Annotated in this window: 20 protein-coding genes; 5 read left to right on the top strand and 15 right to left on the bottom strand. The window is 30.3% G+C overall.

Translation table 11 applies throughout. The features are described from left to right. Position 1: 1 nt before the first annotated feature. On the bottom strand, positions 2-1,267 hold the full coding sequence (locus AC2D8I_RS13660; protein WP_484706580.1) for a trans-sulfuration enzyme family protein: 1,266 nt from the start codon (positions 1,265-1,267) through the stop codon (positions 2-4). 13 nt (positions 1,268-1,280) lie between these two features. Continuing rightward, complete coding sequence (locus AC2D8I_RS13655; protein ID WP_484706579.1) at positions 1,281-2,375, bottom strand: flavin-containing monooxygenase; 1,095 nt, start codon at positions 2,373-2,375, stop codon at positions 1,281-1,283. A 154-nt stretch (positions 2,376-2,529) separates the two neighbouring features. Here AC2D8I_RS13655 and AC2D8I_RS13650 point away from each other — a divergent pair, with 154 nt between their 5' ends. From AC2D8I_RS13650 to lpdA, 4 genes are all read left to right on the top strand, one after another. Then, positions 2,530-2,988, top strand: a complete 459-nt coding sequence (locus AC2D8I_RS13650; protein ID WP_484706578.1) for an Lrp/AsnC family transcriptional regulator — start codon at positions 2,530-2,532, stop codon at positions 2,986-2,988. 41 nt (positions 2,989-3,029) lie between these two features. Then, positions 3,030-3,656 (top strand): CPBP family intramembrane glutamic endopeptidase, encoded by a 627-nt coding sequence (locus AC2D8I_RS13645; RefSeq protein WP_484706577.1) that lies wholly within the window; start codon positions 3,030-3,032, stop codon positions 3,654-3,656. 84 nt (positions 3,657-3,740) lie between these two features. Next, positions 3,741-5,321 (top strand): S41 family peptidase, encoded by a 1,581-nt coding sequence (locus AC2D8I_RS13640; RefSeq protein WP_484706576.1) that lies wholly within the window; start codon positions 3,741-3,743, stop codon positions 5,319-5,321. Between the two features lie 121 nt (positions 5,322-5,442). Continuing rightward, positions 5,443-6,843, top strand: coding sequence for a dihydrolipoyl dehydrogenase (gene lpdA, locus AC2D8I_RS13635; RefSeq protein WP_484706575.1), 1,401 nt, complete (start codon positions 5,443-5,445; stop codon positions 6,841-6,843). Between the two features lie 280 nt (positions 6,844-7,123). Here the strand turns inward: lpdA and AC2D8I_RS13630 are convergent, their stop codons facing one another. Further along, positions 7,124-7,723, bottom strand: a complete 600-nt coding sequence (locus AC2D8I_RS13630; protein ID WP_484706574.1) for an NAD(P)H-dependent oxidoreductase — start codon at positions 7,721-7,723, stop codon at positions 7,124-7,126. Positions 7,724-7,825: 102 nt separating this feature from the next. On the opposite strand from AC2D8I_RS13630, the gene AC2D8I_RS13625 reads away from it, so the two are divergent. Next, a complete protein-coding gene (locus AC2D8I_RS13625; protein ID WP_484706573.1) occupies positions 7,826-8,188 on the top strand; it encodes a winged helix-turn-helix transcriptional regulator in 363 nt (120 codons plus the stop codon). Positions 8,189-8,377: 189 nt separating this feature from the next. On the opposite strand, the gene AC2D8I_RS13620 is transcribed toward AC2D8I_RS13625, so the two are convergent. From AC2D8I_RS13620 to AC2D8I_RS13565, 12 genes are all read right to left on the bottom strand, one after another. Next, the gene (locus AC2D8I_RS13620; protein WP_484706572.1) at positions 8,378-8,854 is read right to left on the bottom strand and encodes a hypothetical protein; all 477 of its coding nucleotides are present in this window, start codon (positions 8,852-8,854) and stop codon (positions 8,378-8,380) included. Further along, positions 8,855-9,826 carry a hypothetical protein gene (locus AC2D8I_RS13615; RefSeq protein WP_484706571.1) on the bottom strand — a complete coding sequence of 324 codons (972 nt, stop codon included), beginning with the start codon at positions 9,824-9,826 and terminating at the stop codon, positions 8,855-8,857. After that, on the bottom strand, positions 9,810-10,337 hold the full coding sequence (locus AC2D8I_RS13610; RefSeq protein WP_484706570.1) for a hypothetical protein: 528 nt from the start codon (positions 10,335-10,337) through the stop codon (positions 9,810-9,812). Before AC2D8I_RS13610 ends, AC2D8I_RS13615 begins: the two co-directional genes overlap by 17 nt. Position 10,338: 1 nt before the next feature. After that, entirely contained in the window at positions 10,339-11,523 is a 1,185-nt protein-coding gene (locus tag AC2D8I_RS13605) for a hypothetical protein (RefSeq protein ID WP_484706569.1), read from the bottom strand. After that, the gene (locus AC2D8I_RS13600) at positions 11,523-13,445 is read right to left on the bottom strand and encodes a type II secretion system protein GspD (RefSeq protein ID WP_484706568.1); all 1,923 of its coding nucleotides are present in this window, start codon (positions 13,443-13,445) and stop codon (positions 11,523-11,525) included. Before AC2D8I_RS13600 ends, AC2D8I_RS13605 begins: the two co-directional genes overlap by 1 nt. Positions 13,446-13,448: 3 nt before the next feature. Further along, positions 13,449-14,861 (bottom strand): GspE/PulE family protein, encoded by a 1,413-nt coding sequence (locus AC2D8I_RS13595; protein ID WP_484706567.1) that lies wholly within the window; start codon positions 14,859-14,861, stop codon positions 13,449-13,451. Beyond that, positions 14,858-15,343 (bottom strand): prepilin peptidase, encoded by a 486-nt coding sequence (locus AC2D8I_RS13590; protein ID WP_484706566.1) that lies wholly within the window; start codon positions 15,341-15,343, stop codon positions 14,858-14,860. Before AC2D8I_RS13590 ends, AC2D8I_RS13595 begins: the two co-directional genes overlap by 4 nt. A gap of 1 nt (position 15,344) precedes the next feature. After that, complete coding sequence (locus AC2D8I_RS13585; protein WP_484706565.1) at positions 15,345-15,761, bottom strand: type IV pilin protein; 417 nt, start codon at positions 15,759-15,761, stop codon at positions 15,345-15,347. A 74-nt stretch (positions 15,762-15,835) separates the two neighbouring features. Then, positions 15,836-16,966 carry a type II secretion system F family protein gene (locus AC2D8I_RS13580; RefSeq protein WP_484706564.1) on the bottom strand — a complete coding sequence of 377 codons (1,131 nt, stop codon included), beginning with the start codon at positions 16,964-16,966 and terminating at the stop codon, positions 15,836-15,838. Further along, positions 16,956-17,441 carry a prepilin-type N-terminal cleavage/methylation domain-containing protein gene (locus AC2D8I_RS13575; protein WP_484706563.1) on the bottom strand — a complete coding sequence of 162 codons (486 nt, stop codon included), beginning with the start codon at positions 17,439-17,441 and terminating at the stop codon, positions 16,956-16,958. Before AC2D8I_RS13575 ends, AC2D8I_RS13580 begins: the two co-directional genes overlap by 11 nt. After that, entirely contained in the window at positions 17,428-17,781 is a 354-nt protein-coding gene (locus tag AC2D8I_RS13570; protein ID WP_484706562.1) for a hypothetical protein, read from the bottom strand. The genes AC2D8I_RS13575 and AC2D8I_RS13570 overlap by 14 nt, the downstream gene beginning before the upstream one ends. After that, positions 17,759-18,997: a hypothetical protein gene (locus AC2D8I_RS13565; RefSeq protein ID WP_484706561.1), complete on the bottom strand. Its 1,239-nt coding sequence runs from the start codon at positions 18,995-18,997 to the stop codon at positions 17,759-17,761. The genes AC2D8I_RS13570 and AC2D8I_RS13565 overlap by 23 nt, the downstream gene beginning before the upstream one ends. Between the last annotated feature and the right edge of the window lie 25 nt (positions 18,998-19,022).

The raw sequence follows: 19,022 nt of genomic DNA, 5'->3' as shown, positions 1-19,022 counted from the left end.
GTTACTTTTTAAATACGTTATCAATTGCTTGTTCTAAGTCTGTGATTAGGTCTTCTATGTCTTCTATACCCACGGATAATCGAATTAGTCCTTCGTTTATACCAATAGCTTTTTGTTGTTTTTGAGTAAGTGAGGCTTGCGATGTATTATAAGGTAAAGAAACTAAACTCTCTACACCACCAAGACTAGTGGCCTCTTTAGGCAGTTTTAGATAGTTTAATAATTTATGAGCGTTTTCATTGCCACCTTCAATTTCAAAGCTGATCATTCCAGAGTATTTGCCTTTTAATTGCGATTTTGCTAAGTTATATTGGTTATGAGAGGCTAAACCTGGATAATATACTTTTTTAATGTTTTTATGAGCCTCAAGGTAGTTTGCTAGTTCTAATGCGTTGGTATTATGAGTTCGCATTCTAAGAGCAAATGTTTTGAGACTGCGTTCTAATAAAAAGCAAGCGTGAGGATCCATAGAACCTCCGCTTTTTAACATTTGCGGCCAGATGCGGTCAACAAGTTTACGAGAACCTGAAACAGTACCTCCAACAAGATCGGAATGTCCATTTAAATATTTTGTTGCCGAGTTAACTACTAGGTCTACACCTAATTCTAATGGTTTAACATTATATGCTGTTAAAAAGGTGTTATCGATTATAACTCTTAAATTATACTTTTTACCTAAAGCGACTAAATCTTTTAAAGGAGTTATTTTTAATAGCGGATTTGTTAGGGCTTCAAAATATAAGACTTTTGTATTGTCTTGTATTGCCGCTTCAATAGCGTTTATATCGGTTGGCGAAGTAAAAGTCACAGACATGCCATAACGATAGAGGTCTTCATAGAGGAAGTTATAGGTGCCGCCATAGATATCTCGTGAGGAAATAACATGACTTCCTTTGTCTAATATCGCTAATAAAGTAGAAGATATCGCTGCCATTCCTGATGAAAAAACAATAGAGCTTTCAGCATTCTCTAAAGCAGAAAGTTTTTCTTGAACACTCCATTGTGAAGGGTTTCCATATCTGGAATATATCATTTCGTCTCGACCTCGTCCTTCTTCTATGGCTTTGTAGGATGCTTTATTTAGATAAAATGTAGAACATTGATAAATAGGTGTCCCTAATGCACCTGTTTTAGGATCGTTATATTGACCAGCATGGACCGATTTTGTAGCGTCTCTAAACTGAGAATAAGACTTTGATTTAAGTGTGGGGCCTTTTTCTCTTTTACGTTCAAGGTCGTTTATCCATAAATCTATTTTAGTATTCATTTTTAAAAAGGGCTTATATTGATAATAGGGGTTCTTTTTTTATTTTTTTATTTGAATGTGCTAGAACTGTGTTTGCTTTTAAAAAATGTTTGCACAAATACTCGGCATCATTTTTTACACCACCAAGTGTTGCAGATCCTCTTGTGTGAAGCCAAGGCAAGCCTAAGTAGTATAAGCCTTTTATATTGCTAATTCCTCTATAGTTTTTGGGGTAGTTATTAGCATCCAATTGCTCATTTTCAATCCAATTAAAATTAGGTTTGAATCCTGTTGCCCATATAATGTTTTTAATAGAAGTGATTTTGCCTTTCTCAAAAATAATACCGTCATTATTCGCTCCTATAGTTCTTCCTACGCAATGGATATTCGATTTTTTAAACAGTTCTTTTACATTGGTTCCAATTACAGGCTGTTTTCCGTTGATAATTTTTTTTCCAATCCAGGAATGTTTACTAGCACTTAAAAAACCTATTTTTTTAAACCACCACCAGAGCGTCTTGCCTAATATTTCTTGCGGTAATGTCGCAATATTGGTTGTTCCAGAGAAGTAAACTTTTCTATTGGATTGGGATATTTCCTGAAGAATTTGAACTCCAGAATCTCCAGCGCCAACAACTAAAGTGTCCCCATTTTGTAATTGGTCGGGATTTTTATAATGCTCACTGTGAATTTGAACAACGTCATTTGCAATGTCTTTATGACAAGCTGGGGTAAATGGGGTATGGAATGGTCCTGTAGATACCACTACATTTTTAGCTTTGAATATTTGGTCTTTACTTTTAATAATGAAATGCTCTTTTTCTTTCTTTAAAGCAATTATTTTTTGGTTAAAATGGATCGGAATATCGAAGTTTGAAACATAGGATTTTAAATAATCGGCGACTTCATATTTACTAGCATAATGTCCTTTTTTTAAAGGAAAAGGAAGTCCTGGTAGGTTATTAAACTCCGAAGGCGTAAATAATTTTAAGGAGTCCCAGCGTTTTAGCCAAGGTTCACCCACCTCAGCATTTGCATCGACAATAAGAAAGTCTTGATTTTGCTTTTTTAAATGATATGCGATAGATAACCCCGCTTGGCCAGCTCCAATAATAATAAAATCTTTCATAAGTGTTAGTTGGTAGGCAAATTTATGTTTTAACAGTGTAAAAATCAATTAATAGATGTATATTTAGATTATAAAACGGGTTAATTGTATTTTTGTAGTTTAATTTTAATTTAAAATTAGGCTTAAAACCTTTTTTACTGAAAAATTTTCAACTATGAAATTTGACACTATTGATAGAAATTTAATCGCATTATTACAAAACGATAGTAAGAAAACAACAAAGGAGTTATCTAATGTTTTAAATCTATCTGTAACGGCGATCTATGAGCGTATCAAAAAATTAGAGAATCAAGGGGTAATAGATAAATATGTCGCCTTGGTAAAAAAAGAAAAAATTAATAAATCTTTTGTTGCATTTTGCCATATAAAATTAACGCAACACACTAAAAAATATGTGGTTAGGTTTGAAGAAGAAGTCGCTAATTTAGAGGAAGTTTTAGAGTGCTATCATATTAGTGGTGATTATGATTATTTACTTAAAGTAATTGTAGAAGATATGGAAGCTTTTAGAGAGTTTATGGTTAAGAAGTTAACCTCTATTAGTCATATTGGTAGTACACACAGTATGTTTATGATTAACGAAGTTAAGCATACTACTGCAATTTCCGTATAGGTGGATTTATAAGCGTTTTATTTTTTTTAATTTTTACATTCATGCAATCATTTCAATATAAAGTCGTAGAGTTTTTTATACTATTCATTTTAATTCCTATTAGTTATGTTGTTTCATTCCCTGTTTGGATAAAAATGATTCTGGGCTTTTTAGGGTTTGGTTATATTGTTTACGTATTATTAAGGATAGAAAGAAATACATTTAAAATAGCTAAAGGGATAGATTGGAAAACCTTTTGGATAACAACTTTTTTTAAATTTCTAGCAGTAGCGATACTTACAGGAATATATGTTTGGTTTGTTGCACCAGAGAATTTGTTTATTGTGGTTTTAAATAAACCTAAGCTTTGGGTGTTTATTCTGTTTATATATAGTTTTTTTTCGGTTTATCCTCAAGAGCTTATTTATAGAACATTTTATTTTAAGAGATATGAAATTCTATTCAAAAATAAGACATACTTCCTGTTTATTAATGCCTTAGTGTTTTCGTTAGCACATTTGTTTTTTAGGAGTATTTTAGTTATGGTATTAACCTTTTTAGGCGGGTTATTGTTTGCCTATACATTTAATAAAACAAAATCAACACTATTGGTAAGCATAGAACATGCTATTTATGGAAGTTGGTTGTTTACCGTAGGAATGGGAGATATGCTAGGGTTTCCATCTTAAGATTTTGGTTTTAAGCCTTTTTTTAAGGCCTTAGAGTTTTCTATTTAATATTAATCGAGTTATTTAGCCTCTCAAACGTTATAAATGAGAAAAATAGTAGTTGTTATTAGTATTGTATTATGCTTTTCATCTTGTATTAGTGTGAAAAAACACAATGAACAGATTATGCGTTTGCACAGTGTTGAAAGCTTACATAAAGATGTAGATAAAGCTTATGCACAATTAAAACGACACCACCCCAAATTATATCAATATACAACTCAAGAAGCCTTAGAGTTTAAATTAGACAGTCTTAAAAAAACAATTATAACGCCTATTAATAGTAGGGCGTTTTATAAAAAAATAGCACCTGTAATAGGAGAAGTAAAACAAGGGCATATTTCTGTGGTTCCACCTAGTAAATGGTTTACTAGTGAAGAGCGCGAAACAAGGAAGACAGAGGTGTTTGAGTTAGCAGACTTTAATTTTGAATATATAGAACAGAAGCTTTGGGTGCAAAGTGCAAGCATAAAGGATAGTGTTTATATTGGTTCTGAAGTCATTAAAATTGAGGAAGAATCAGTTGTAGATTTAATGCGTAAATATAAAACGTATATAACCTCAGATGGTTATAATGAAACCTATTATAATACAGCTTTAGGACGTAGATTTAAAAGTTTATATTATAGAGATAAGGGGTATTTGGACAGTTTAAATATTACTTTTAAGCAAAAGGACTCTGTGTTTAATAGAACCTTTAAGCGTATCGTAAAACCCATTAAAAAGGATGCAATTAAAGCCGAAAAAAAAGATGTTATAAAATTGACTAAAATAGAGCGTCGTAAGCAAAGGGCAAAGGAAAAGCAACTACGTAAGTATAATCGAGAACATGGTTATGTGGCATCAAAAAAAGAGTATACGCGTAATTTTAGTTTTATAGGAAAGGATAGTACTGTGGCTTATATGAAGATAAGAAGCTTTTTGAATGGCAGATTTAAACCTTTTTATGAAAAAAGTTTTAAAAAAATGGAGACGCGTCATACAAAACAGTTAATCATTGATTTAAGAAACAATGGTGGCGGACGTATCGCAGAGATAGCAAGGTTGTACTCTTATTTAACCGATAAAGAATATCAGTTTATTACAGAAAGTGAAACCAACAGCAGAGTTCCATTTTTAAAAGCATTTATGTCTAATAGTACACCTAATGGAATTAAGGTTGTATTAGCCTTGTTTTCTCCATTGGTGGTTATTCATAACCTTATACACACAAAGAAGAGAGAAGGAACATTATATTATGCTTTTAAGCAATCTAAAAAAGCGCAACCTAATCCTTTACACTTTAAGGGCGCGGTTTATGTTTTAATAAACGGAAGTTCTTTTTCAGCATCATCTATATTGTCAACACAATTACAGGCTAATAAAAGGGCCGTTCTTGTAGGAGAAGAAACAGGAGGTGCATATAATGGTACTGTCGCTGGGATTTTTAAGTATTATGAATTGCCAACATCTAAAGTAAGAATAAGAATGGGATTAATGCAAGTAGAGACTCCTTTTACTCAAAAACCAGACGGTTATGGCGTAAAGCCAGATATTAAGATAATACCGCGTGTAATCGATAGAAAAGCGAATAAAGATCCAGAATTGGAATGGATTTTAACAGACATAGAAAACAAAGAAGAATAGGGCCTTTTTTTATTAAAATGTGTACTTTTGTACTTCTAAAATTTATATTATCATTCCTAATATATCATCTGAGTAAAAGATAGATTTAGGCGGGAATTCATATTAAAAAAATACTTGTTTTATGAGTAAATACGATGTAGCCGTTATAGGCTCAGGACCTGGAGGATATGTAGCAGCAATACGTTGCGCACAACTAGGAATGAAAACAGCAATAATTGAAAAGTATGCTACCTTAGGAGGGACTTGTTTAAATGTGGGATGTATACCTAGTAAAGCGCTTTTAGATTCTTCACACCACTATGAAGATGCAGTAAAGCATTTTGAAGACCATGGGATAGAGGTTCCTGGAGAAATTAAGGTAAATCTTGAAAAAATGATTGCGCGTAAGCAATCTGTAGTAGATCAAACTACAGGAGGAATTGATTTCTTAATGAAAAAAAATAAAATAACGGTTTACGAAGGTGTTGGTTGTTTTAAAGACGCTACTCATATCACTGTTTCTGGAAAAGAAACAATAGAGATAGAAGCTACAAATACGATTATAGCAACTGGGTCAAAACCGTCCTCTTTACCATTTATAGAAGTAGACAAGGAGCGTATCATTACTTCTACTGAAGCTTTGAAACTTAAAGAAATCCCGAAACATTTAATTATTATTGGAGGTGGTGTTATCGGTTTAGAATTAGGGCAAGTGTACAAGCGATTAGGAGCTGATGTTTCTGTTGTAGAATATATGGATCGCATCGTGCCAACTATGGATGCTGGAGTATCTAAAGAATTAAATAAGGTGTTAAAAAAGCAGAAATTCAAAATGAACACGTCTCACAAGGTGAAATCTGTAGTGCGTGTTGGTGATGAGGTTGTTGTAAAAGCAGATAATAAAAAAGGAGAAGAAGTAGAGTTTAGAGGGGATTATTGTTTGGTTTCTGTTGGACGTAAACCTTATACAGAAGGCTTGAATTGTGAAGCAGCAGGGGTGGTATTAAACGAACGTGGACAAGTAGAGGTTAATGAGCATTTGCAAACATCTGCAAGTAATATTTATGCGATTGGAGATGTTATAAAAGGAGCTATGTTAGCCCACAAAGCAGAAGAAGAAGGTGTCTTTGTGGCAGAAACACTGGCAGGACAAAAACCACATATAGATTACAATCTTATTCCTGGTGTTGTTTATACTTGGCCAGAAGTGGCAGCAGTAGGAAAAACAGAAGAGGACTTAAAGGCTGAAGGTGTGACGTATAAAACAGGTCAATTTCCTATGAGAGCCTTGGGTAGAAGTAGAGCTAGTATGGATTTAGATGGTTTTGTAAAAGTTCTTGCCGATAAGAATACTGATGAGATTCTAGGGGTGCATATGGTAGGAGCTCGTGCAGCCGATATGATTGCAGAAGCTGTTGTAGCTATGGAGTTTAGAGCAAGTGCTGAAGATGTTTCTCGTATGTCTCACGCACATCCTACATTTACAGAAGCTATAAAAGAAGCCGCTTTAGCCGCTACAGATGATAGAGCATTACATATTTAAAAATAATATGTCCTTATAAAAAGGACGTATAGGACTAAAAGAGGTAGGCTGTTTATAAATTAAAAAAAAACCAAAGCATTAACAGCTTTGGTTTTTTTTGATTTATAACTAATTTAGCGTTTATTACTCAGGTGTACTAATATGTTTTTGCAATAAATGCAGGTGATTTATTTTGTTGCTTAATCTCTTTTGTTAAGCTGTCTTATTCAATTTTAACTTGGTAAAGAGTTTTAGGCCTTTATTAGGTCAAAAAAATAAATCTCTTAGAAATATATGGGACTTAAGCTGATGTCTTTTTTATGAGTTGCGCTTTAATATGGTTTTCAAAACGAATTAGATCATTTGGAATATCGGCATTCTTCATTACATCATAAGCGAAAAATGTTTCTAAAGGTTTTAAACCAAACCATTTCATACTTAAGTGTATTGGGAGTAACAAATCATCTTCACTGATACCATTAAAAAAGGCTTCCTTAGGATTATTAAAAGCTTCCTTAGGAGCATTGGCTGTAAAAGAAAGCATATACTTCGCTTTTAATAAACCACCTAAGCCATAATTTTTTTTAGGTGTTTTAGCATGTCTTCCGTCTCCAGCAGATAAAGTTCCCATCATGCCAGTTGTAAAGACATCATCTAAATACTTTTTAAAGCGCCATGGAATGCTCATCCAATTTAATGGGGCTTGAATTAAAATAACATCTGCCCATAAGAATTTTCCAATTTCTTCTTTTACATCATATTCTTCTTCTGTAGCTGTAAACTTAATTTCGTAGTTCTCATTTTTTAAAAGTGTTGAAGCTTTTTCCACAAAAGTTTTATTCGCTTTGCCTTCAGAAAAAGAATAATACTGATGACCATTTATAATAAATACCTTTTTCATTTTATTTTTTTTAATTAGTTTTACAAATAAACTAATATTAGTTTATATTTTGAACTAATGTATTGTCTACTGCTAAAAATAGTGGTAACTAAAAAGTAACTAATGAGCAGAAAAATTATTGACAACCCTAATGTGTGTTCTTTAGTGCATGCAATGAACTTGATAGGAGGAAAGTGGAAACCCATATTGTTATATTTATTGTCTAATGGAAGTTTGCGATTCGGAAAACTTTTGATGTTTACGCCAAGTATTTCAAAAAAAGTTTTAACAGATCAATTAAGAGAATTGGAAGAAGATGGGCTAATTATTAGAAAGAAATTTGCTGAAGTTCCACCTCGCGTAGAGTATTCATTATCAGAAAATGGAAAAACATTACTACCTGTTTTAAAAATGCTAAGCGATTGGACAACAAATACATTTAGAGAAATAGATTTTCAGGAGTGTAGCATTGTTACTCATAAATAGCTATAGGTTAATTTGGGGTGAAAATAATATTGTAGACTGGCTTTTATTTATATAATTGGTTAATTATTAATGTGTTGTTTGTTTGTTTGTTTGTTTGTTTGTTTGTTTGTTTGTTTGTGGAGAAAGGTCTAGAATTTAATTTATCCAAAACTGTTTTAATTTTTGGGATATAATTTACTGATTTTAACATTATTTTCTTTTAATTGTTTTTTTATTTTTTTGCCAAGAGACAATAATAGAGTCGCTATAGGCTTTGGTAATGTTAAGTCCATTTATATTTTCTTTTTCTTTTTTTCTAAATAACTTTTTGTTTACTTTCATTAATACCGTTTTGTTTTTGTTCCTTGAACTTTTTACAAAACCATAATATTCAATATTAGGCCATATTAACTTTTTTTTAGAAAAATTTTTCCTGTTATTTTTTTTAGGTTGCTCAACTTTTGTTTTTATGGGGTTTCTTCTTTTTGAAGTTTTAAAGGGGTCTCTTTTTTTTAATTTAAGTATAAATGTATCTTTCGCTACTGTATAATTATTACTTAATTGTGCACTGATATAGTTCCTTTTTTGAGAAACTGTATTTTGTTTTCCAAAATATTTATAGAAAACACTTCCCCAAATAAAAAGGAGGGCGACAATTAAAATCGTATTTAGGTGTTTTTTATTCATTTATTGAATTTCAATTGACCAGACAATACTATAGTCACTTTCATTACTTGCGCGGTCTGTAGCTTTTACTCTCCAATAGTAAACTCCAGTAGTATCGAATGTATGTGTGTATGTATTATTCTCTGTAGAAGGAGTATCAATAATGGAAGTGAAATTGGAGTCATTAGCTATTTCAATAGTATTGGTGATTGTTGTTTGTAGGTTACCAGAATCACTACCATTTAACCAGTTAAAAATAACAGTTAGGTTATTTGTGACTTCCATATTTAAAGGAGATTCTAAGGTTGGTTGGTTGGGAGTATTTGTGTCTATGAATATTGAACGTTCTGAGTATTCTGTTGAAGTTGTATTTGTAGAGTTGACAGCTTTTACTTTCCAGATATATTTTGCGTCAATACTTAGAACACTAGGATCATTTATAGTATAACTTTCAGTAGTAATACCTGTTTCTGGAAATCCATTGACTATTTGTTGACCATTATCGTCTTTTATTAGTTCAAAAGTATAGCTAGTTGCAGCTGTAATTGGCGTCCAAGTAAATGTATGATTGGTATTATTGGTGTAAAGCGCATTATCTGGTAATAAAAGTTCTACGTTTTGATCTGTTAGGATATCTGAAGCTTCTACAGAAAAAGCACTTGGAAAAGTATAAGCTGTTTCGTAAGCAAAATTAGTGCCTTTTATTCTCCACTTGTAATGCCCTGGATTAATAATATAACTAAATGAGGTTCCTGTAACTAATGAGTCTACTATAGAGGCTTGGGCTTCGTTTAATATTTGAACTCTGTAATTATCGGCACCATCTATGTTTAACCATGAAAAATTTACTGTATTTCCTGTAATAATATCACCATTGGACGGAGCTATAACTTGTATAGTATCATTAGTGATGTCTTCTTCTAAAATATCATCACAAGCAAAAGCTATTCCTATTAAGGAAAAAATGATTAAGGCTTTATTTATTCTTTTCATAATTTTGTAATATTATTTTTAAATACAGTTTTGTCGTATTTGTTTGATAATTTTTTTTTGAATATAATTTAGAGCTTACAATCCTAGAATCTTTAAATTCTTTTTCTATGGCATACAGTAATGTAACCAAATGATCAAAAAGGCCTTCTAGTATTATTTGGTTTGAGTAAATTTTAAATTCTGCATCAGGAAATAAATGCACATCTTCAATAGATACAACGTTAAGTTCTATATTTTGCTTTGTAATAAAGTCAAGAATACTTTGTTGTACGAGATCAGGTTTTAAATTATTACCTCCTATTATTCTGTCTAGGTTTTTAGTTTCTTCTTTGAGAGCAAACAGAATATTATGTGATTCTGCTGTGTTCATTAGTTTTTTTTGAATATGATTCAATTTTTGTTTTGAATCTATAGTATGGCGAATAGTCTTTTTATAAGCTCCTAAAAAGAGCACTACAAAGCCTATAATGACAGCAATAAATTTTTGCTTATATGTTAGGTTATCAAACACTTTAAAGAGTTATTTTTATTTTAAAGGTATTTATCCTTTTATTTGATTGTACATAGTCCAAAATTTCTGAAGCATTCATCCATTTCAAGACTTTTAATTCTTTTACCCATTTATTAAAGGCATTATCACTTAAAGCTTCTCCTTCAATAATTAAAATATTTGAAGCGAGTTTTATTTTATTCTTTTGCCTGATTTTTTTTGTTTCTGGAAAAACTGAAATTGATTTTAAGGTTATAGTCTTCGGAATAGAGTTACTTATTTCAGAAATATACTTGGTTATAAAATCCTTATTATTTATCCTGTTTTCTAAAAGAATATGTTTTTTTAAAATTATTTCGTCTTTTAGTTTATTTATTTCAGAAGCAGTTTTTTGATAGGAGTTGTAATTATACTCATTGAGAATTATTTGTTCCCTGTAATAGTTTGTTAGATTATGACTAACTAAAAGAGTTATTAAAATGAAAACCAAGGTGAAAACACCTAGATATTTAAAACGTTTTTTAAATTTATATTCTGATTGATTACTAATGAATTCTGGGCCATCAATTTCAATCTTTTCATTTGAATATTTATAATCAAAGAATGTCGCTAAAAGGGCTACTTCATTTTCTTTAAAGGACTCATCGTTTATAGTGTAGTGAGATCTGGGCTCAGTTTTATTCTGAAAGGCTGTAATATTTCCATTAGCGATTTCTAAAGCGTAGCTTTTAGTCCCTATTTTTGAATGCGTTTTAATTAAAGATAAGAGATTAGCTAATACAAAAGGTCCAAAGGCTATGTGGAAAGTAAATAGGTTTAGGTTATTAATTTCATTTAGATACCTGTCTATGTTATTTTTTCTAGAAACGGAAGCATAAATAAGATTATTTTGTTGGTATTCATAAAAATAGAAATCTTCAGGATTAGCTTTAAAGATTAAATTATTTCTATAGCCAACAGTATTATCTACTATTTTATTTATAATATTATCTCCTTCTATATATAGAAGAACTGGGTAACTATGAGATAGCTTGTTTTTTAAGTCATTATTGAATGCGTTAGTGGAATAACGTTCTTTTATTTTTAATTCTTCATCTTTTAATTGAATGGTAAGCAAGGAAACAAGAGTAACACCTTCGTTATTAGACACTCCAATAACATAAAAATAATCATCTAAATTTAATATGGTATTAATTTTTTTTAACATTAATAAGTCACTGTTGGTTTAATAAATATATGAAGCTTAGATTTATCTTTACGTTTTTTACGGCTGCTAAAGAACCATTTTATGATTGGGATTCTTGAGAAAAAGGGCGTTCCTGTTCCGGAGTTTTCGTTTTCTAATTCATCTAATCCGCCTAATAATACCATTTCATTGTTTTTAACACGTACCATAGAATCGAATTGTTGAGTGGCTTTACCTGGAGGGGCATTTTCTCCTGCTCTAGCTAAAAAGGAGCTTTTTTCTACAGAAATAGTTAATGTAACGTTTTCATCTTTAGAAACGTAAGGGGTTATTTTAACACTTAAGTTCGCTTCTGTGGATTTCCATGTTCCTGTCTGTAATACCCCATCTGTTACACCTCTGCTAATCAATTCGTTGCTTTGTTCAAAGTAATAGCTTGTTTGTCCTATAGAAGAATTTGCTTCATGACCATTAAGCGTCACTAATTTTGGTGTTGAAGATAGTTTTATAAGGGAATTATTTTCTAAGGCTTTTAAGTTTAAATAAAAATTCTCTGTAACCTTTCCTAATTTTACAATTCCTAAACCGTTAAATGCATCTATTAAACTATTTACAGAAGTAGAATTTAAAGAAACATCAGTAGTTGGAAATAAGACTCCAGATGTTGTGCGCTGTTGACCATCTATTCCTGCTTGTAGTCCTGTTTGAATTTCATATGATTTTTGATATTGTACTATAATGACTTCAATTTGTATAACAGGAACAACACGATCTATTTCATGGATATAGTCTTTAAATTCATCTATTTGAATCTTAGAGCCAGCAACAACAAATCCATTAAGTTCTACAAATTCTTTAATTTCTAAGTTTTCAGTAACCGTTTTTGGTAATGATTTTTGGACGCTTTCTATAGATCTATTTTCTAATTGTATTAATTCTGTTGTTCGTAACCCTTCAGTTTTATGTTCCCCTATTAAATAAAGGTCATCTGTTTTTTTATAGGTATATTTTTTACCTTTAAATAGGTGGTTTAATAGATTGTCGAAGGTTATTTCATTAGCGATTAAAGTGCTTTTAATTCCTGTAGGTGTGTTATACATGAAAAAATTTACATGAAGTTTTTCCGCAGCATCGGTTAGCATATCTGCAGCATCAGCTTCAAATGCTCTTATATTTAAAAAGCCCTGGTTGCTAGTGTTTACCTCAAAACTGCCTGGATCTCCTTTTTTAAAATTATTCGACCTTCCTTTTCGGCTTCCTCTTTTTGAGCTAAACGTTTGCTTAGGACTTTCTTTTGGAGCCATATTTTTTTCTAAAAAATAATTTTCATTTTCATCTTTTGTTAAGATCAAATCATTAGATTTAGCGACCATTTTCATAACTTGATCAAAGGATCGGTTTAAAATATATGCAGATACTTTTTCCGCCTTTACATTTGGAGCCAATATTATATTTCGTTTAGAGGCATCTGTTATGGCTTGAGCCACTCTGAACAAGGAATCATTTTTTAGTTTAACTGATAAAAATTGATTTTGTTTATTATAATTAACATCTATAGGTTTTAAAGGCTTAGGTTTTTTTAGAATTTCTACTTTTTTCTTTTTATTGAATACTATTATAGAGTTTTCTATATTAGCTTCTAAATCATGTTTTTTAACTAGAAAAAGAAAAACTTCTTTAATGGGAATATCGAAAAAATTACCTGTAATGAGTTGATTTAATTGAGTATCCACGCTAACATTTAATTTATGTTCTCCGGCTAAAGTACTAATGAAATCATAAAGAGTTAATCCTGTTAAATCAATTCTAATGGCTTCGTTTAGACCTTTTTTTGTTTCAGAAAGTTTTTCAAGCTCATTTTGAAAACTAATAGTGTTAGATTGTGAATGGCTTAAATTGAAGAAGCATAAAAATAGGATAGAAAGTAATAGTTTATGGGGCATTTTTTAGGGATTTATAAGCATTGGGTAGATCTCATCTAAGGAAGTGATTCCTTCGGCAAGCATATTAAATGCCTTATCTGATAATCTAATATTGTTAGTGAAATTGGTCTGTTCTAATGTGTTTTTTTTAATGGATTCGGAAACCGCTCTGTTAATGGGTAATATTTCATATATAGCAGATCTACCATTGTAGCCTGTATGAAAACACGCATCGCAACCTTGTGCAACAAAATGGGTTGCTATTGTTTTTGTTAAATGATAAGTACTTGGAAGGTCTTCTTCATTGAAAGGTTGTTCTTTTTTACAGCTATTACACAGAGTTCTAACTAAGCGTTGTGCGACTGAAATATTTATGGTTTCAGCTATTAAAAAAGGAGGGATTCCCATGTCGATCAATCTAGAAATTGTGCCTATAGCAGAATTTGTGTGAATGGTAGATAATACCAAATGTCCTGTTAAAGAAGCTCTAATTGCCATTTGAGCGGTTTCTGCATCTCGAATTTCTCCTAGCATTATAATATCGGGATCTTGTCGTAAAAAAGAACGTAGTGCAGAAGAAAAAGTTAATCCAATATCTTCTTTAAGTTGAACTTGATTAATTCCTTTTAATGTATACTCTATGGGATCTTCTACAGTTACAATATTTCTTTTGGTATCGTTAAGATGTTTTAAGGTACCATATAATGTTGTTGTTTTACCAGATCCAGTTGGGCCGCTAATAAGTACTATACCGTTTGTTTTTTTAACAGCCTCTAAATATTTAACGAGTTCCTCTTTTTCAAAGCCTAATTGATTAATATTTAGGTGAGATGCGTCTCTTGCTAGTATTCTCATTACTACTTTTTCACCATGATGAGTTGGCAAAATAGAAACCCTTATATCGAAATCATCGTATTCAATTCTACCATCTTGTGGAAGTCTTTTTTCTGTGATATCTAAATTAGATTTTATTTTTATTTGATTGATTAATTCAAGATAATAATCCTTTTTGATATGATTCTTTTCAATGAGGTGGCCATCGATTCGTAATCTAACTCTAACATCATTTTCATAAATTTCTATGTGAATGTCACTAGCATTTATGTTTTTAGCTTCAAATATAAGTGCCTCAAGAAAGTCATTGCCATAGGATACTAATTTAGGTTTGTCATCATTAATTCTATAAAAAGTAGATAGAGCCTTTTTTATTATATTTGAAGCAACTGGTTCTAAAATTATGGATTTATCTAAAATTAATTTAAGTTCATCTTTTATAGTGTTCGCTTTTTGATTATTAAGCTCATCTATGTAAAAGGACATACTCTGTTCTTGAATGTCTTTTGGAATAATTAGAAAATGATTGGCTATTTCAGAACTAATAGACTGTTGTAAATCAATATTTAAAGTTAATGGCTGTATGTTGTTTATGGTTTTCAAAATATAATGTTAATTTTCAAGACATTTTTTAGTATTATGTTAAGTATGAGGAAAATTGAGAGGTAACCTGCTAGCGGTATTGTATTTTTATTTTTCAGAAGGGCTTCTGTTACGATATGAATGATTAATGAAAAAATTAATCCAAATATGAAAAATAAGATAAAAGGTTTGAAATTAAATAACGGGACTATTGCTATAAAAAAAACGATGTCTCCTAAGCCAATTAAGCGATCTATCGGGTTAACAAAAGTCTTTGTTTTAATAGAGAAATAAAGAATCAATCCTATAATATTTATTAAAATAAAACTACTATTGTACAGAACGGCTTCTAAATTTAAATTAGCAGACATTATATTTATTATTAAGCCTAAAATGAAAATTAAGAGAGGTAAAATTGCATGTATAGTTCTTTTTTTTAAATCTTGAAAAAAAACAAAGAGCAGTACAATAACTAATAGCGAAGTCGCGAGGTTAACAGCCAATTTAATCTTTAATTATTTCTTTTAATTCTCTATTTTGATCTATTTGCCAAGTGTTGTATATACCATCTCCATCAAAGTCTTGAAGCGATGTAGCTGTTGCTTTAAAACCGTTTAAAGAGGACTCAGTAATTTCTATTTTATATACAGCTTGTCCACCTTTGTCAATCGTTAAGGATTGTTCAAAATTTATTTCATTAAGGTCTGACGAGTATTTTGAATGTCTATAAAAATGATTTTTTTCCAAACTATGTACCATTGTAAGCATATTCTGTGCTTCTGTAGATCTTGCCATTGCGACAATAGGGGCTTGACTTGGTAATACTAAATAAATTAAAATACCTATAATACAAAGAACTATCAATATTTCAGATAAAGAATACGCCTTTAAACGGTATTTTTTTGAGTTAGGGATTATCATTTTTATTAGAATTTTAGTAATTTAAGGATTTGATACACAGGTAACAAATATATAGTTTTTAAGTTTTCTTTTTGTTAATTTTCTATGATTTTACTTAGATCAAACAAAGGGGAGTACATTGCGACCATAATAAAGCCTACTATGCCTCCAATAATAACGATCATTAAGGGTTCTAAGATGGTACCTATCATCTTAGTAGAGTGGTCTATATCTTCATTGTATTGATTCGCTAATCCATCATACATTTTGTCTAATTCATTAATTTGCTCCCCAATAGATGTTAATGAAATTATTTTTGGTGTAAAAAAAGAATGTTTTTTTAGGCTACTAGTTAATGACTCTCCTTTAAGCACGTTTTTTTTGCTATCAGAAATTGCCTTTTTTAATGGATAAAAAGTAATCATTTTTTCTGTGAGTTCTAACGCTGTTATTAATGGGGTTCTAGCCGATAGTAAAAGACTTAATGATTGGCAAAATCTAGCTAAATAGATTTTTCTTATTAATGCTCCAAAAAAAGGAGTTTTTAAAAGGATTACTGCTTTTGTATTTTTGAATTGTATATTGTTTTTGAATATTTTTTGAATAATAATTACAGATAAAATAATAATCATAATTATTAAAGCTATAGTATTGAAGTTATTAGATAGCTTTACAACAAACTTTGTTATTTTAGGTAGTTCTTTTCCAAACTGTTGAAATACAGTAGAGAACATAGGGACAACATAACTGAGCATAAAGTATAATACAGCAAAGGTAATAACCAAAACAAAAATAGGATAAGCCAAAACGGACACTATCTGTCTTTTCATTTTAATTTTTCTAGTATAGAATTTTTGTAGTTGATCAAATATTTCAGGTAACCTCCTTGTTTCTTCTCCTATTTTAATACTGTAATATTCATATGGTGAAAAAAAAGAATACTCTTGAATAACTTCATTAAGTGGTTTCCCTTTAACCACAGCGTCGTTGATATTTTTATATACAGACTGTATGAATTTAGACTTTTGCTGCTCTGTTAATATTGTTAAAGCTTGATTAAAATCTACTCCTGATTTTATGAGTGTTGAAAACTCTCTATAAAAATCTTCTTTTTGTTTGTCTGGAAAACGATTAAAAAGCGATTGTAAGAACCCTAATTTTCGAAAGGAAACCGCTTCTTTTTTTCTTTTTTTTTCTTTATTGTATGCGCTTACATCAATTTTCATTGAAATATTTTTTATTTATTATCTCTGCGTTGCTTTTATTTAAAAAATAATAAGCGATAATTGGTTTATTCAATAGTTGTAACGTTATGTCCAGCCGCTTAGCATTTGTCATTGTTTTATTTTCAACAACTTCAAAGTTGGTAACCCTAAGCTTAAAGGTATCTATTACCTGTTTATGTTGCCTTAGGATATGTTTTTTTGTAAAATGATAGCTAATTTCTGAATTATTATACTTTTTTAAAAGGAGAGAACTTTTGTTTACATCAAATTGAGCCGCTGCATTAATATCATATTTAAGAATACTATTAAATAAATCGTATTGAATGGTTGCTGTGTTTTCTTTTTCAAATAATACCATTTGTTTGTTAAAAAGGTTGAACATTAAATAACTTAGGCTAACAACAATACTTATAATTAATAAACTTAATAGCACCTCCATTATTGTAAAACCTTGTAATGACTTATTCATAATCATAATGAACTATTCTTTTTTCTTGGTACGTTTTTGTTTTTGTAGTGATGGTCCATATTAATATTACTATATGTTCTTCTTTTCTTATATCAACGGTCTTTAAAAGGCTATAGCCATCATATTGAAAGGTGTTATTCTCATAATCTTTCTGCGCTATAGTACGATGAGTTAATAATTCTATAGTTTGTTTTGCGTTATAATAACTTAAAGGATTATTCCGTTTTATCACATTAATGTATATGGTAAATGCGACTAAAATACATATAGATATAATTGAAATAGCAATTACTGATTCCATTAAGGAGGCTGCTTTTAAATATTTAAAACGTTTTAATACTACCATAGTTTTTTGTTGGTGCTACATTTTTAAACATGGGCAATCCTATGAAGTTTTTAGGTAAGCTGTCTCTATTAATAGTTGCATTTAGAATAACATTTTCATATTGTGATGATTTTGTTTTCAAAAAAAAACGATCGGAGTAAATGCTTCCTATAATTTTTCCTTCTACTTGTGTGCGGCCATAACAATAAATATCTCCAACAATCATTGTTTTTTTTTCTATTGTTAGTATTCGTTTTAAGGAGCCTTTATAAGTATTACCATCAATAATAATTCCTCCGATTAATTTTGCGTTTTTTTTTATATTTACAGAAACGGAATCTATGTCATTTTTAATGTAAATACTAGAAGGGTATTGTAATAACGCATTTTCTTTTAATGTTACATTTTTTTTAGCTATAATTTGAATATTACCTTTAAATCCAGAAGCTATAACTACTTTTGGTGCTATTAATAAAATATCGTTTAATATTGCTGAGGCCTCAATTTGTATAGGGGTCTTAGATGTTAGTATTAGGTTGCCTTTATATGTAACATTTTCTAGGTTATGTATACCATTTAAATCAATGTGTTTTGTGTCATTTTCAAAATTATTTTCAAATGTTTTAAGGGCTATATTTGCGGGGTGGTAGGTTTCGTATGCTGATGCGTTTATAGTAATATCTTTGTCTATCTTAGGAAGTCTATTTTCAGACGCGGTTTGTTTCCCTTTTATGTATATATTATTAGCTATTTGATTATTAATATAGATTTGTTCAGTTTTGCCATAAGGGACTTTTAAATCTCCTAAGATTTTAGTTTTTCCTGAAAACTTTAGCGGTTTATCATAATTAGTGGCGTATAATGAAAGTTTTTTTGATTTGATTTGTTTTTCTCCAACTAAAGCAATCTTAGAAATAGTATCTTCTTTAAAAATAGTTTTTATAATGAGAATATCGTAAAACCCCCAATTCTTTTTTTTTGCATAAGAGAAAATACCGTCGTCAAAAAGATCCAAAGATTGTACTTCGTTGAATTTAAGTAAATCTAGATTATTTATGTAATAATTAAATGCAGAATCATTTCGGTTTATTAAATGATTACTCATTTCTAGTTTGGCACTTAGCATATTTTGATAATGGGAGATCAAAACTAAACTGCTACAAATAATTGAAATTAAGATACAAATAAAAACAGCATTACTTAATGCAGAAGCTTTATATGCTCTTTTTATCTTCATTGTTTTTAAAAGCTTTTGTTTTAAA

The sequence above is a fragment of the Lacinutrix sp. YIN62 genome (genome assembly GCF_057219185.1).
This window is presented reverse-complemented; position numbering and strand designations above follow the sequence as displayed.